Origin of the sequence: Streptomyces sp. NPDC004284 (assembly GCF_042874035.1) — a bacterium.
Taxonomy (GTDB): Bacteria; Actinomycetota; Actinomycetes; order Streptomycetales; family Streptomycetaceae; genus Streptomyces.
The window spans coordinates 104,476-119,511 of record NZ_JBIAMJ010000014.1; the positions used below are offsets into that span (position 1 = coordinate 104,476).

A 15,036-nucleotide genomic window follows, 5' to 3' on the forward strand; every position below is an offset into this window, starting at 1 on the left:
GGATGATGACGATGCTCTTCGACAGCGTCCACGACGCGATCGGCCACACCCCGGTCGTCAGACTGCGCATGGAGACGCCCCCCGGCGTCGAGGTCTACGCCAAACTCGAACTGCAGAACCTCTTCGGCATGAAGGACCGGGTCGCCCGGAACATCATCCTGGAGGCCCGGCGCACCGGAGCGCTCACCGAGGGCGCCCCGATCGTCGAGAGTTCCTCGGGGACCATGGCCCTGGGCGTCGCCCTGGTGGGCGCCTCCCTCGGACACCCGGTGCACATCGTCACCGACCCCCGCATCGACGGCATCACGCTCGGCAAGCTCCAGGCGCTGGGCTGCCGGGTGCACATCGTCGAGGCGATGTCCGAGCAGGGCTGGCAGGGCGCCCGGCTGCAACGCCTGGAGGAGCTGATGGCGAACCTGCCGGGCGCCTTCTGGCCCCAGCAGTACAGCAACCCCGACAACCCGGCCGCCTACCGTGCCCTCGCCTCCGAACTCCTCGCCGACCTCGGCCACATCGACGTCCTCGTCGGATCGGTGGGCAGCGGCGGCTCGCTCTGTGGCTCCACCCGGGCCCTGCGCGAACGACTCCCGCACCTGTTCACGGTCGGCGTCGACTGCGTCGGCAGCGCGCTGTTCGCCCAGCCCGACGAGCCGCGCCGGCTCCAGAGCGGCCTGGGCAACAGCCTCGTACCGGAGAACCTGGACCACGGGGTCATCGACGAGGTGCACTGGCTCAACGACCACGAGGCCTTCGCCGCGACCCGCGCCCTCGCGGCGGAGCAGCAGATCTTCGGCGGCAACACCTCCGGATCCGTCTACCGCGTCCTGACCGACCTCGCCCGCCGCGCCGAGCCCGGAACGCGGATCGTCGGCCTCTTCCCCGACCGCGGGGACCGCTACACCGACACCGTCTACAGCGACGAACACTGGCAGGAACACGCCGTCCGGGAGCTGCCGCTCGCCACCGCACCCGAGTCCGTCGACTACGGCACGGTGGTGCGGACATGGTCCCGCGCGGTCAACAAGAGCACCACCGACGTCGTGCCCCGCATGCTGTTCGTCGAGTCCAACACCACGGGCACCGGCATGATGGCCCTCCGGCAGGCCGAGGACCTGGGTCTGAGCCCGGTCCTGCTCACCAGCAGGCCCGAACGGTACGCGGGCCTCGCGGAGACCGGCTGCGAGGTCGTCGTCTGCGACACCAACACCACCGACGAGCTGCGCACCGTCGTGACGGAACGCTTCCGCCGCGACGAGATCGCCGCCGTGACCACCACCAGCGACTTCTACGTCCCCGCCGTGGCCGAGCTCGCCCGGCTGCTCGACCTGCCCGGCAACCCGGTCGAGGCGGCCGCCGTGTGCCGGAACAAGGCCGGGCTGAGGGCCCGTCTGGCGGAGGCGGACGTCCCCCAGCCCCGCTTCGCCGTCGTGCACGAGCCGGTGACCGCCGAGCAGATGGCCGACGCCGTGACCGCCGTGGGACTGCCGTGCGTGGTGAAGCCCGTGGACGACTCCGGATCGAACGGCGTGCTGTTGTGCCACAGCGCCGAGCAGGCCCTGGAGCAGGCCGAGCGGATCCTCGGCGTCCGGACGAACGTGCGCGACATGCCGACCGCCCGCAGCGTCCTCGTCGAGGAGTACGTCCAGGGCCCCGAGTACAGCGTCGAACTCTTCGGCGGACCCGAGGGCACCACCTGCGTCGGCATCACGCAGAAGACGGTGACCGGCACCCCCCACTTCGTCGAGTGCGCCCACCTCTTCCCCGCACCGCTCGGCGCCGAGGACGCGCGGACCGTCGAGGACGCCGCCCGACGCGCCGTGGCCGCCGCCGGCATGGTCAGCGGCGCGACGCACACCGAGGTACGCCTCGCCGGGGGCCGGGCGGCGATCATGGAGATCAACCCGCGCCCCGCCGGCGGCATGATCCCCGAACTCATCAGGCTGGCCACCGGAGTCGACCTGCTCGAACAGCAGCTCCGGGTGGCCGCCGGGCTCCCGCCGCACCTCGCACCCGAACGGTCCGGCCACGCCGGCATCCGCTTCCTGCTCGCGGACAGGGAAGGCACCCTCGCGGGCGTCGACGGCACGGACGAGGCGGCCGCCGTGCCGGGCGTCGAACGCGTCACCGTCACCGCCGCGCCGGGCGCCCCCGTCCGCCCCCCGGCCAACGCCTACCACCGCCTCGGCCATCTCATCGCGTACGGCGGCACGCCCGCCGAGGTCGAGCAGAGCCTGGCGCAGGCCGAGGGCCTGATCAGGATCCGGATCGAGGACCCGTCCCACACCGACTCCACGGGAGTTACCGCACCATGATCGAAATGCGCAGCGACACCTTCACCCTGCCCACGCCCGCCATGATGAAGGCCATGGCCGACGCCCCCCTGGGCGACGACGTCTACGGCGAGGACCCCACCGTCCGGGCCCTCGAAGAGCTCGCCGCCGGAACCCTCGGCAAGCAGGCCGCCTGCCTGACGCCCAGCGGCACCATGGCCAACCTGGCGGCGATCATGGCCCAAGCGCCCCGCGGCGCCAAGGCGCTGGTGGGCACGGAGAGCGACATCTACATCTACGAGGCGGGCGGAGCCTCGGTCTGCGGCGGCGTCGTCTACGAGCCGGTCCCCACCCAGCCGGACGGCCGGCTCCTGATCTCCGACCTCGCCAAGGGCTTCCCCGACGACACGACGGACCCGCAGTTCGCGCTGCCCGCGCTGATCTGCCTGGAGAACACCCAGAACCGCTGCGGCGGCGTCATCCTCCCCCAGGAGTACCTGCGGGACGTGCGCCGGTTCGCCGACGAACGCGGGGTGCGGGTCCACCTGGACGGCGCCCGGATCTTCAACGCCGCGGTCGGCTCCGGGGTCGAGGCGGCGGAGATCGCGCAGTACGCCGACTCCGTCCAGTTCTGCCTCTCGAAGGGGCTCTCCGCCCCCATCGGTTCGGTCGTCGCGGGCGACGAGGACTTCATCACCGAGGTGCGCCGCATCCGCAAGATGCTCGGCGGCGGCATGCGGCAGGCCGGCCTGATCGCGGCCGCCGGCATCGTCGCCATCGAGAACGCCGACCGCCTCGCGGAGGACCACGCCAACGCGCGCCGGCTCGCCACCGGCCTCGCCGAGATCGACGGCATCGAGACGGATCCGGGAGCCGTGCAGACGAACATCGTGATGTTCCGCGTCACCGACCCGCGCTTCACCTGGAGCACCTTCGTCGAGGCCGTCCGGGACGCCGGTCTGGCCGTCGGGGAACTCGGTCACGGGAGGGTACGGGCGGTGACCCACGCGGGAGTGAACGCGCGGGACATCGACCGCGCCGTCGACATCGTCCGCCAGGTCCTGGCGGCCTGAGCATGAGCCTCGCACCAGACGGTCCCTGGTTCCACCGGTACGCCGCGCACCGCCCCTCGGTGCGCCTGGTGTGCTTCCCCCACGCGGGCGGAACCACCAGCCTGTTCCACGGCTGGGCCGCCCGCGTGCCACCGGAGCTGGAACTGCTCGCCGTCCAGTACCCCGGCCGGCGCACCCGGCTGTCCGAGCCCTGTGTCACGACGATGGACGAGATGGCGGACCGGATCACGGACGCCCTGAAGCCCTACGCCGACGCCCCGCTGGCCCTGTTCGGCCACAGCATGGGCTCCGCCGTCGCCTTCGAGGTGGCACGCCGGCTCGAAGACCGTACGGGTGTCACCCCCGTACGGCTCTTCGTCTCGGGCCGGAGCGCCCCCGCGACGGGCGTGCTCCCCGATCCGGTCCCCCCACCGGACGAGGAGGCGGTCCTCGCGTCGATCCGCCTGCTGGACCCGGAAGGCGCCGCGGTCTACGACGATCCCGAACTGCGGGAACTGCTGCTTCCACCGGTCTGCGCCGACTACCGCCTCCTCGCCGCCTACCGCACGGAACCGGACGCCACCGTCACCGCCCCCATCACGGCCTGCGGCGGCGACCGCGATCCCGTCTGCCCCCCGCAGAACCTGACCTCCTGGGGCCGCCGCACGACCGCGGGCGCGGAAGTCCGCGTCTTCGAGGGCGACCACTTCTACCTCCGCCCCTCCGAGCCCGAGGTGGTCGACCTGGTGACCTCCCGTCTGATGCCGGGGGAGGGACGGATCTAGACAGACCGCCGCCCGACCCACGCCGGAGACGATCCGTCACCCACCTCGACGAGCCGTGAGGTGGGTACGGTACGGGCTTCGTCGTCACGGGCGAGGAAGCGGCACATGCCCTTCGCGCCGAACGGCTCGGTGAAGACCGTGAAGCGCATCCGGCCCCGGGTGCTGATCGCGGACATCGCGTTCACACGGCAGCCGCCCCCACCACGGGCCGCACGCCCCCGCCCTCGATCCGCGCCACGGGGTCGGTGCTCGGGACGATCGGCCGGGCGGCGCCGCTCCTCGATCCGGTGCGTTGCACGGTGAGCGAGGCGGAGGCCGAGCGGGAGACCGGCGCGGGGCGGTCGCCGCCGGCGGTCCTGCCTTGCCGCTGTTCGCCCGAACGGTCCGTCCGCGTTGCTCCCGGCCGCGTGGGCGCCTCGGATGGAAGCGGTGAGAAGAGAGCCGTCCCGGCGAGCGTCGGCCCGATGAACAGGAGCGCACCCCATGTACGTTCGCACCATCTACGCCATCGGTGATCCCGCCGAGATCGACGAGTGCGTGGACGCGCTCCGCGAGGAGGCCCCCAGGGCGTTGGCCGGCCAGCCCGGATACCGGGGCTTCGCGCTGTTCACCGACCGCGAGCTCGGCAAGATCCTCACGGGTTCCTGGTGGGAGAGCGAACAGGCGCTGCGGAACAGCGACGACCAGCTCAAGGAGCGACGCGCGACGATGCTGGCGCCGTTCGCGAACACCCTGACGGTCGACAGCTGGGAGGCGGCGGTGTTCACTCCTCCCGCGCAGGTCGGACCCGGCGCGGGTTTCCGCCTGACACGGTTCGATGTCGACCCGTCCGGCGCCGACCTGCTGGTGGAGACGTTCCGGGGCACCACGCTGCCCAAGGTGCGGGCCATCGCGGGCTTCGAGACCGCGGCGATGCTCCTCGACCGGGCCAGGGGCCGGGGCAGCGTGGGTGTGATCTACACCGATCAGGCCGCGCTGGCGGCCTCCCGCGGCCAGCAGTCGGCGGCCCGCGGCGAAGCGGTCACGAAGACGGGGGTGTCCATCTGCGGCCTCGAGGAGTTCGAGGTGGTCATGCTCGAACGCCGGTAGGCCGCCTCCGCGGGCGGGGGCGGTGCGTCGGCCTCCGGCGTAAGGTCAGGGGTGTGCAGCCGATCGACACTTCCGGCGCACCGGCCCCGCCCGCAGCACTCCGGCCCGCCGCGCCGCCGTCGTCGCTGTCGCCGTCGCGGGCGGGCGACTTCACGCGGTGCCCGCTGCTCCACCGGTTCCGGGCGATCGACCGGCTGCCGGAGAAGCCGAACGCGGCGGCTCGGGGCGTGCCGGCGCACGCGGTACCGGAGCGGCTCTTCGACGTCCCGGCGGCGGAGCGCACGGCCGTCCGGGCCCGGGCCGTGGTGGCGGGCGCGCGGGAGCGGCCGGTGGCGGCGCGGCCGGAGCCCGCGGAGTCGTTCGCGCGGGACGGCCGAGCGCCCGCCTCGGACCGGGGCGCGGAGTGGCCGGCCACGGCGGAGCGGCTGGTCGAGCGGTGGTCCACCCCGGAGGACCCGGCCCGGCTGGAGCCCGCGGAACGGGAGCCGTCCGTCACGACCACGCTGGACTCGGGGCTGAGGCCGCGCGGGATCATCGACCGGGTGGACGTGGCGCCGACCGGCGAGGTGCGGATCGTCGACCACGAGACCGGCCGGGCGCCCCGGCCCGCGTGTGCGGCGGACGCGCCGTTCCAGCCGGAGTTCTACGCCCTGGTGCTGTGGCGGCCGGTCTGCCCGGGCAGCGGGGACGTGCTCACTCACGACCCGGCGGAGGGGGATCCGCGGGCCGTGGAGCGCGAGCTGCCGGTGCTGGGGGACGCGATCGGGCGGGCGACGCGGACGGGCGACCGGCCCCCGCGCCCGAGCCGGCTGTGCGGCCGGTGCCCCCGTCGGGCGCTGTGCCCGGCCTGGGGCGGCACCCCGCCGCCGTATCCCCTGCCCGTCACGGACCCGGCCGCGGGGGAGGGCGAGCGCCCGGCCGCCGACGCCGGCTGAGACCGGAGGCATCCGACACCCACGCAGGTGCGGGAGGGCATTATACGCTCCCTGGCTGACATTTCACCCTTTCCTGCATTTTTCTTGCGGAAAAGGGTGGATTGTTCCCTCTTGGGCGCCTAGCGTGGATGCAGACAGTAATTCGAATGCATATTCGATCCGAGGGCGGTCGCGCGGAGCACGTCCTGCCGGACGAGGACCGCGTCCCCTGCCGGTCGGACCCACCCGGAACCGCTGTCGCAGACGCCAGGAGAACGGCGTGAACCTCACCTTCACCACCGCCACCAAGGAACAGGCCAAGGCCCGCATCGCGCTCGCCGGCCCCACCGGGTCGGGCAAGACCTACACCGCCCTGGTCACCGCCACCGGGCTCGGCGAGCAGGTCGCCCTGATCGACACCGAGCACGGCAGCGCCGCCAAGTACGCCGACGAGTTCGCCTTCGACACCCTCCCGCTCACGACGTTCCAGCCCACCACCCTCGTCGACGCGCTCGCGGTGGCCGCCCATGACGGCTACGACGTCATGATCGTCGATTCCCTGAGCCACTTCTGGTCCGGCACCGGCGGGATGCTGGAGCAGGTCGACAACGCGGCCAAGCGCCTCGGGGCGGGCGGCAGCTTCGCCGGCTGGAAGGAGGCCCGCCCCCAGGAGCGGGCGATGATCGACGCCCTCCTCGCCTACCCCGGCCACCTCATCGTCACCATGCGCACCAAGACCGAGTACGTCGTGGAGGCCGACGAGCGCGGCCGCAAGGTGCCGCGCAAGATCGGGCTCAAGCCCGAGCAACGGGAGGGCATCGAGTACGAATTCGACATCGTCGGCGATCTCGACCACGAGAACACCCTGGTGATCTCCAAGTCCCGGGCGAAGCCGCTCTCCGGGACGGTGCTCCACACGCCGGGCCCGGAGTTCGCCGAGGCCGTCCTCGGCTGGCTGGAGGCCGGCAAGCCCACCCTCTCCGTCGCCGACTACGTCACGGCGGCCACCGCGCCGGGCGCCGACCACGAGGAGCTGCGCGCCCTGTACGAGGAGGTCCGCCGGCACAACCTGCTCGGCGCCGCCGTCCTGGACGACACCGGGGAGACCCGCACGCTCGGCCAGCTGATCGTGCGCCACGGCACCGCGGCGGCGAGGAACAGGGTCGCCGCGGACGTCGAGTCCGGGGCCGGGGCCAGGCGGGAGAACGGGACCGAGCGGAAGGGCAAGTCCGCATGAGTCTCAAGGAGCACGCCACCCGGGTCGCCGTACTCCGGGTGCTGCGCGACGCCGTCGACGCCGAGTACCGGACCGAGCGCCACGAGGTCCTGGAGGGGCTGCGCGCGGCCCGCGCCGAGCTGAACCTGAAGTCGGTCCGGGTGGCCCTGCCGGACGACACCCCGGTCGCCACCCTCACCCTCGTCGACCCCAGGCCGACGGTCGTGGTCGCCGACGAGGAGGCCTTCACCGTCTGGGTGGCCGACAACCACCCCGGCGAGGTGGAGACGCTGGTCCGGGTGCGCCCCGGCTGGCAGCGGCAATTCCTCGCCCGGCTGACCTGCCTCGATCCGGTCGCCGACCCGTACACCGGCGAGGCGATCCCGGGGCTGGGCGTGCTGTCGGCCTCCGAACCGCGGTCGTTCAGCCTGCGCCCCCTGCCCGGCGGACGGGAACGGATCGCCCGCGCCTGGCACACCGGCACGCTCGACCTGAGCCGTCTGCTCCCCCTCGAGGGCGGTGAGGATCCATGACCGCCGTCATCGACCACCCCGACCGGGACGCGCTCGGCACGGTGTGGTTCCTGGTCTCCCGAGCCGGTCACCTCGATTGCGGCCGCTGGACGTTCGAGGACGACAAGCGGCTGCGGTGCGCCTGCGGGGCCGTCCTGTACGTGTACCAGCAGCCGGTGGACGCGGCGGGAAGCGGCGCACCGGCGTCGGCCGGGACGTTCCCCCGCGGAAGGGAGGAGCGCATGCTGCCGGCCGAGACGGCCCAGCTCGTCGCCCTGGTCGCGGCGATGTGCCCGTCGATGCACCTGGAGGACACCACGACGGATGCCTGGCACCTGCTGCTCGCCGACCTGGACGTCGCCGACGGGCGGGCGGCCGTGACCAGGCTGGGCAGGCAGCGGTCCCGTATCGCCGCCGCCGACATCCGCGCCGAGGTGCGCGCGATCCGGGAGGAGCGGCTCGCCCGCAACCCGCTGCCGCTCCCGGACAGCGACCCCGACGACCCGCGCCGTTACCGTGCGGAACTCCTCGCGCTGGTGACCGCGATCGCCTCAGGAGAGCGAGTCGAGCGCGTGCCCGCCACCCCGGCCGGTCCGCCCTCCCGCCTCACCGGCTCGAAGCGCGCCCCGCGCGTCCGCTTCCTCCGCGTGCCCTGCCCCTGGTGCGGGGCCGCCGCAGGCCGTCCCTGCGTCGTCCCCCGGCTCGGAATCCCGCTGAGGAGGGCCCCCGCCCACCAGGCACGGCTCCTCGCGGCCGGGCTCGCCGAGCCAGGGCCGAAGCAGGAGGGGGGAAGCGAGGCGAACCCGATGATCGCCCCCAGTCGAACTCGAACAGGCACGGGTGAGGAATCACCCGGCGCACGAGAGGAAAGCCACCATGGTCGGTGAAACCGTCATCACGGTCGTCGGCAACCTGACCGACGACCCCGAGCTGCGCCTCACCCCGTCCGGCGACACGGTCGCGCACTTCACCGTCGCGTCCACGCCCCGCACCTTCGACCGGCAGAGCAACGAATGGCGGGACGCCGAGACGCTGTTCCTGCGCTGCTCGGTCTGGCGGCAGGAGGCGGAGCACGCCGCCGAGTCCCTGACCCGCGGCACCCGCGTCATCGTCCAGGGGCGGCTGCGCCAGCGGACGTACGAGACCCGGGAGGGCGAGAGGCGGACCGTCATCGAGCTGGAGGCCGACGAGATCGGCCCGTCGCTGCGGTTCGCCGCCGCGATGCTCACCAAACCCTCGCACACCGGCGTCCCCGCCGGTTCCCGAGGCGGCCCCCGTCCTCCCGCCGAGGACCCGTTCACCCGGCCCGACGGCGACGGCGAGCAACCGGTCCCCGCCGAGGGCGGACGGCATGCCCCCCGCGAGGAGAAGGACCCCTTCTGACGGGCCGGCGCACCCGTGCGCCGGCCGCGACCCCACACCGCACCCGACACCGCACCCCTCCGAGGCGGACCCCATGAAGGAACAGGACCGCGAGGAAACGCTCGAACTCGCCCTCGCCCAGATCGAAAAACGGTTCGGCGCGGGCTCGGTGATGCGCCTGGGCGATGAGCCGGGGGTCCCCATCGAGGTCATTCCCACCGGCTCGATCGCCCTGGATCTCGCCCTCGGCGTCGGCGGCCTGCCGCGCGGCCGCGTGGTGGAGATCTACGGCCCGGAGTCCTCCGGCAAGACGACCCTGGCCCTGCACGCCATGGCCAACGCGCAGAAGGCGGGCGGGACCGCGGCGTGCATCGACGCCGAGTACGGCCTCGACCTCGAGTACGCCAGGCGGCTCGGCGTCGACACCGACGCCCTGCTGGTCTGCCAGCCGGACCACGGCGAACAGGCCCTGCAGATCGCCGACATCCTCATCCACTCCGGCGCCCTGGACCTGATCGTCGTCGACTCCGTCGCCGCGCTGGTGCCGCGCGCGGAGATCGAGGGCGAGATGGGCGACCCCCACGTCGGTCTCCAGGCCCGGCTGATGAGCCAGGCGCTCCGGAAGATCGCCGGCGCGCTGAACCACTCCGGAACCACGATGATCTTCATCAACCAGCTGCGCGAGAAGATCGGCGTGATCTTCGGCTCGCCGGAGACCACTCCCGGCGGCCGGGCGCTGAAGTTCTACGCCTCGGTGCGCCTCGACATCCGTCGCATCGAGACCCTCAAGGACGGCACGGACGCGGTGGGCAACCGCACCCGCGTCAAGGTGGCCAAGAACAAGGTCGCCCCGCCGTTCAGGCAGGCCGAGTTCGACATCCTCTACGGCCGGGGCATCAGCCGTGAGGGCGAGCTGATCGACCTGGGCGTCCAGCACGGCCTCGTCCGCAGGTCCGGCACCTGGTACACGTACGAGGGCGACCGGCTCGGCCAGGGCAAGGAGAACGCCCGTAACTTCCTGAGGGACCACCCCGGCGTCACCGACGAGATCGAGAGGAGGACCAGGGAGAAACTGGGCATCGGTGCGAAACCGGAGGCCCCGGCGGCGGAGCCCCGGGCGGAGACGGCGAACCGGGCGGCCGCACCCGGCACCGTGCCGTTCGACTCGGCCGCGGCCGGTCGGCGCCCCACCGGGCCGGCCTCGTCGGCCACGACCGGTCCGGCCCCCCGCGTCCTCCTCGACGGCACCCCGGCCGGGCCGTGAAGACCAGCCCACCGCTCCCTCACCCCGGCACGAGGCGCACGCCGGTGAACCGGAGCGGCACCGTGTTCCCCGGCGCGGCCATGCCCCAAGAGGAGACGCCGGCGCCGGGCAGGACCGGCGTCGGCCGGCCCACCGCGGCGGAGCCGGCTCACCGTCCGGTCGCGGCCCCCGCCGACGGCGAGGACCGGGCCACCGAGGCGGCGCTGCGCCCCAAGGCCCTGGACGGGTTCATCGGCCAGGAACGGGTCCGCGAGCAGCTCGACCTCGTCCTCAGGGCCGCGCGGCAGCGGAGCGCCACCGCCGACCACGTGCTGCTCTCCGGCGCCCCGGGGCTCGGCAAGACCACCCTGGCGATGATCATCGCCGCGGAGATGGAAGCCCCGCTGCGCATCACCTCCGGCCCCGCCATCCAGCACCCCGGGGACCTGGCGGCGGTCCTGGCCTCGCTCGCCGGGGGCGAGGTCCTCTTCCTCGACGAGATCCACCGCATGTCCCGGCCCGCCGAGGAGATGCTCTACCTGGCGATGGAGGACTTCCGCGTCGACATCGTCGTCGGCACCGGTCTCGACGCGACCGCCATGTCCCTCGAACTGCCGCCGTTCACCCTCGTCGGCGCCACCGTCCGGGCCGGCCTGCTGCTCCCGCCGCTGCGCGACCGCTTCGGCTTCACCGCCCACATGGAGTTCTACGAGCCGGCCGAACTGGAGCGCGTCATCCACCGCTCCGCCCGGCTGCTGGAGGTGGAGATCGACCCCGACGGCGCCGCCGAGATCGCCGGCCGCTCCCGCGGCACGCCCCGCATCGCCAACCGGCTGCTGCGCAGGGTGCGGGACTACGCCCAGGTCACCGCGGACGGAGTGGTCACCCGCGAGATCGCGTCCGCGGCCCTGGGGGTCTACGAGGTCGACGTCCGTGGCCTGGACCGCTTGGACCGGGCCGTGCTGCACGCCCTGGTGAAGCTGTTCGGCGGCGGACCGGTGGGCCTGGCCACCCTCGCGGTCGCCGTGGGGGAGGAGCGGGAGACGGTGGAGGAGGTCGCCGAACCGTTCCTGGTCCGGGCGGGGCTGCTGGCCCGGACGCCCCGGGGACGGGTCGCGACGCCCGCCGCCTGGGCCCACCTCGGGCTCGTACCGCCGCCCGAGCCGTCCCCGGCCGCGTCCCCGGGACCGCGCCGGAGTGACGATTCCGGACGGGACGAGCCGCCCGGAGGCCGCACCGGACGGACCACCTCCCCGCCCGCCCCCCGGCACCGGCCCCCGCCACGGTGAGACCCATGGCCGCCCGTACGGAAACCGCCGAGGACCGGCCGTCCTCCCGCTGCGCCGGGTGCGACCGGCAGACGGCCGGAGGGGCGCCGCTGGTGCCGCCCGGCGGCACCGCGCCCCTGACGGGCCGGGCTCCGGGGGAGCATCCCCCGGGAATCCGGCGTCAGGGGCGCGGTGCCGTGCTCAGCCGACCGACCACCGTTGCAGGGCCGAGCCGGTGTCCGGCTGCTGGGTCACGAGCGCTCCGCTGGTCGTGGAGGCCGTGGTGAGCAGCAGGCCGCTGCGGGCCGAGGTGACCGTGACGGAGCCGTCCGGGAGCTGCCGGACGTTCCACCGCTGGTTGCTGTTTCCGCCGCACTGCCACTGGATGATCGCCGTGCCGGCGGCGGTGGAGCCGCCGTTGACGTCGGCGCACAGGCCCGACCTGACGTTGACGAGCTCGTAGGAGCCGTCGGACTGGCGGACGAACTGCCACTTCTGGTTGGTCTTGTTGCCCGCGGTCACCGTGGTGAGCTGGCGTCCCGCGGTCATGCTGTTGCCGTTGTCGAGCGCCTTGCCCCCGGTGATCAGACGGTGGGTTCCGCTGAAGTCGGGGCTGATCGTCCAGGTGAGGGCGACCTGGCTGGTGGCGGTTCCCGACGAGGCGGTGATCGTGACCTGAGAGGTCCCGGCGGCGGTCGGGGTTCCCGTGATCAGGCCGGAGGAGCTGATCGACAGGCCCGACGGAAGGCCGGTCGCCGAGAAGGCCAGCGGCTTGCCCGCGTTGTCCGTGGCGTTCAGCTGGAGGGAGACAGTCGCCCCCGCCGTACCGGACTGGTCACCCGGGCTGTTGAAGACGATCGTCTCGGGGGCCGAGCCGGTCTGGATGAAGGACAGGGTCTGCTCGGCGGCCGTGCGCCCGCCGCCGACCGCGTTGCCGGTGCTGTCCGTCCAGGAGCGGCCGGGCGTGGTCTCGGCCAGGCGGCCGGTGGTCGCGGACATGCCGATCACCAGGCCGCTGTAGCGGTTGACCAGCCGGAAGGTCCCCGGGTTCGAGGTGCTGGGGACGATCCACCACTGCTGCCCGGCGCTCGCGCCGCCGCTGCCGGCCGCGGTGACGGTGGGTCGGGTGCCCCAGGCGCGGTTGGTGGTGGCGGTCGAGTCGACGCCGAGGAGCCCGCCGGTCGTGGAGTTGACGATCCGGTACGAGCCGTCGCCGTGGGCAAGGAACGTCCACGACTCCAGGGCGGAGCCGGTGGCGGAGGCCACCGAGGTGGTCGCCGAGCCGCCGGAGACCTGGGCGAGGACCCGGCCGTTCCCGCCGGCGATCCGGTAGGTCCTGGTCGTGTCGACCGGAGCGGCCGGTGCGCTCGTGTCCACGGTGACGTTCGCGTACTCGCCGTCGGAGGTCGCGCAGCTGATGGAGCAGTAGGAACGGAAGGTCTTGCCGACGATCGTCGAGTCGGTGCGGTTCACGCTGTCCAGGAACCAGCGGTACCAGGAGCCCGAGGTGTAGCTGCCGCTGTCGCCGATCAGGGTCCACTTCTGGCTGGCCAGGTCGTCGGTCGCGTAGAAGCGCTGCGGGGCCGTGCCGGTGACGACCTCGGGCTCGCCGATGTACAGGCCGAGGTGGGCGTCGTAGGCGATGTTCATGATGAACAGGTCCGACTTGGGCGGGAGTTGACCGGCCGCGACCTGCTGGTCGACGCTGCCGGTGTTGGCCGGGTCGTAGTCGTCGGCGACCGGTGTGTAGCCGTTGGGGTTGTTCGCGGTGACCGGCACCATGTTGCTCTCCCTGCCGCCGACGCCGGGCTGTGTCCAGGCGCCGTCGTACCACTTCTGCCAGGAACCGCCGGCCATCTTGCCGGAGATCGGGGCGCGCGCGACGTGCGCGAGGCCGCCGTTGCCGCCGCCGACGCCGCCCTTGGGGATGACGCGGGAGCCGTAGTAGACGTAGAAGTAGCCCGAGGCGGTGTCCACGAACAGGCGGGGATCGCCGTTGCCGTAGTGGTACGTCTGGTTCGGGAAGGCCGCGTTGTCGCCGCGGGCGGTGCTGTACGCGGAGGTGATGGCGTGGCCCTCGACGGTCCAGGTCCGGCCCTGGTCGGTGGACCTGGCGTAGTCGATGGCGTCGTAGTGCAGCCCGTCGCCGAAGGGCTGCGGCGTGAACTCGTTGTGGACCAGGCCGTACCAGTCGCCGGTGTCGGGGTCGACCCAGGTGCCGACGAGGTCGCAGTAGTTCTTCTGCGAGTAGCCGGAGCCGGCGGGGGCGGGGGTGGACTCCGCTCCGGTGGGGCTGTTGTTGCAGCGCCAGGTGGTGTTGTTGTTCCGGTCGGAGCTGTTCGCCGGGTTCACGGCGTCGCTGATCGGCGACCTGGTGGCGGACTCCAGGTCCTTTCCGGTGTAGAAGTCCCAGTACCGGGGGTCGTTCGCCCCGTAGAGGGCGGCGGACTGCTGGAAGTAGAACGTCCCGTCCTTGTCGATGTACGTCGCGGCCGGGGTGTCCGTGGGGTACGCGTAGCTTCCGACCGATCCGATCGACACCGTGTAGGTGGCGGCGGTGGCCGTGGCCGACGCGGGCGCGGACGTCGTCGCCGTGGCGACGGCGGCGGTGAGGGCGGTGGCGAAGAGAGCGCCACGGAACCTTCTTCGAGCGGCTGACACTGGTCCTCCCTGTGGGGGTGATGAGGTGTGCATGACACACACCTGCCCGATGGGCGGCCCCCTGCGGCGGAGACAGGGGGCCGGGTCTCAGTCTTCCGTCGTTCGGAAGTCGTACTCCGGAGGCACGGGCTTCCCCGGGTGCGCGGCGAGCCACAGCCGGTCGAGGGACACCTCGCCCTCACGCATGTCGTCCACCCGGATCCCCTCGGCGAGCAGCCGCCGCACCCGCTCCTCGCCCCCAGCGCGTACGCGGCCGTGGCCTCGGCGAGACGGACCCGGCCGTGGCCGCGGGCCGGTCCGCGCAGCGCCTCGACGACGGTGAGCGCCTCCTCCGGGCGCTCGGCCCGCAGGAGCGCCTCCAGCACCTCGACGGTCAGCTCGAACAGCTCCGGGCGCAGTCGGTGCGCCTCGGCCATCAGGTCCGCGGCCCCGGCGGGTGAATCGTCCAGGAAGGCCAGGGCCCTCAGGACCCACGGCGTACGCCGCTCGGCGAGCGAGCGCCGCCAGGCGCCGCGCGCGGCTTCCCGTTCCCCGTCGGCCAGCCGCAGCAGACCCAGGTGGTACAGGGCGTGCCAGTCGTCCGCGCCCTTCTCCAGGAGCCGCCTCCAGTGCGCCCCGGTGACGGGAGCGGCCGGCGGGTCGCCGACCGGCAGCGCGCCGGTCG

At 73.2% G+C, this 15,036-nt stretch carries 13 protein-coding genes; 11 read left to right on the forward strand and 2 right to left on the reverse strand.

From position 1 onward, the window contains the following. The first annotated feature begins 11 nt into the window (after positions 1–11). The 3 genes from ACFYUS_RS29275 to ACFYUS_RS29285 are packed head-to-tail and all read left to right on the forward strand — an operon-like array spanning position 12 to position 4,107. Positions 12–2,312, forward strand: coding sequence for a pyridoxal-phosphate dependent enzyme (locus ACFYUS_RS29275; protein ID WP_388858482.1), 2,301 nt, complete (start codon positions 12–14; stop codon positions 2,310–2,312). Between the two features lie 5 nt (positions 2,313–2,317). Next, entirely contained in the window at positions 2,318–3,343 is a 1,026-nt protein-coding gene (locus ACFYUS_RS29280) for a GntG family PLP-dependent aldolase (protein WP_388858485.1), read from the forward strand. Positions 3,344–3,345: 2 nt separating this feature from the next. Beyond that, positions 3,346–4,107 carry a thioesterase II family protein gene (locus ACFYUS_RS29285; RefSeq protein ID WP_388858488.1) on the forward strand — a complete coding sequence of 254 codons (762 nt, stop codon included), beginning with the start codon at positions 3,346–3,348 and terminating at the stop codon, positions 4,105–4,107. Here ACFYUS_RS29285 and ACFYUS_RS29290 read toward each other — a convergent pair. Further along, positions 4,104–4,283: a hypothetical protein gene (locus tag ACFYUS_RS29290; protein WP_388858492.1), complete on the reverse strand. Its 180-nt coding sequence runs from the start codon at positions 4,281–4,283 to the stop codon at positions 4,104–4,106. The two genes, ACFYUS_RS29285 and ACFYUS_RS29290, sit on opposite strands and share 4 nt — an antisense overlap. Before the next feature lie 307 nt (positions 4,284–4,590). Between ACFYUS_RS29290 and ACFYUS_RS29295 the strand changes: the two genes are divergently transcribed. From ACFYUS_RS29295 to ruvB, 8 genes are all read left to right on the forward strand, one after another. Next, positions 4,591–5,196 carry an antibiotic biosynthesis monooxygenase gene (locus tag ACFYUS_RS29295; RefSeq protein WP_388858495.1) on the forward strand — a complete coding sequence of 202 codons (606 nt, stop codon included), beginning with the start codon at positions 4,591–4,593 and terminating at the stop codon, positions 5,194–5,196. Positions 5,197–5,249: 53 nt separating this feature from the next. After that, entirely contained in the window at positions 5,250–6,131 is an 882-nt protein-coding gene (locus tag ACFYUS_RS29300) for a RecB family exonuclease (RefSeq protein ID WP_388858498.1), read from the forward strand. 259 nt (positions 6,132–6,390) lie between these two features. Next, entirely contained in the window at positions 6,391–7,347 is a 957-nt protein-coding gene (locus ACFYUS_RS29305) for an ATP-binding protein (protein WP_388858501.1), read from the forward strand. Further along, positions 7,344–7,859, forward strand: a complete 516-nt coding sequence (locus ACFYUS_RS29310) for a hypothetical protein (RefSeq protein ID WP_388858504.1) — start codon at positions 7,344–7,346, stop codon at positions 7,857–7,859. The genes ACFYUS_RS29305 and ACFYUS_RS29310 overlap by 4 nt, the downstream gene beginning before the upstream one ends. Further along, positions 7,856–8,725 carry a hypothetical protein gene (locus ACFYUS_RS29315; protein WP_388858507.1) on the forward strand — a complete coding sequence of 290 codons (870 nt, stop codon included), beginning with the start codon at positions 7,856–7,858 and terminating at the stop codon, positions 8,723–8,725. The genes ACFYUS_RS29310 and ACFYUS_RS29315 overlap by 4 nt, the downstream gene beginning before the upstream one ends. Beyond that, entirely contained in the window at positions 8,715–9,221 is a 507-nt protein-coding gene (locus tag ACFYUS_RS29320; protein WP_388858510.1) for a single-stranded DNA-binding protein, read from the forward strand. Before ACFYUS_RS29315 ends, ACFYUS_RS29320 begins: the two co-directional genes overlap by 11 nt. 73 nt (positions 9,222–9,294) lie before the next feature. Beyond that, positions 9,295–10,464, forward strand: a complete 1,170-nt coding sequence (recA, locus tag ACFYUS_RS29325) for a recombinase RecA (RefSeq protein WP_388858513.1) — start codon at positions 9,295–9,297, stop codon at positions 10,462–10,464. An 80-nt stretch (positions 10,465–10,544) separates the two neighbouring features. Next, on the forward strand, positions 10,545–11,732 hold the full coding sequence (gene ruvB, locus ACFYUS_RS29330) for a Holliday junction branch migration DNA helicase RuvB (protein WP_388858714.1): 1,188 nt from the start codon (positions 10,545–10,547) through the stop codon (positions 11,730–11,732). A gap of 180 nt (positions 11,733–11,912) precedes the next feature. Here the strand turns inward: ruvB and ACFYUS_RS29335 are convergent, their stop codons facing one another. After that, positions 11,913–14,372 (reverse strand): RICIN domain-containing protein, encoded by a 2,460-nt coding sequence (locus tag ACFYUS_RS29335; protein ID WP_388858516.1) that lies wholly within the window; start codon positions 14,370–14,372, stop codon positions 11,913–11,915. Between the last annotated feature and the right edge of the window lie 664 nt (positions 14,373–15,036).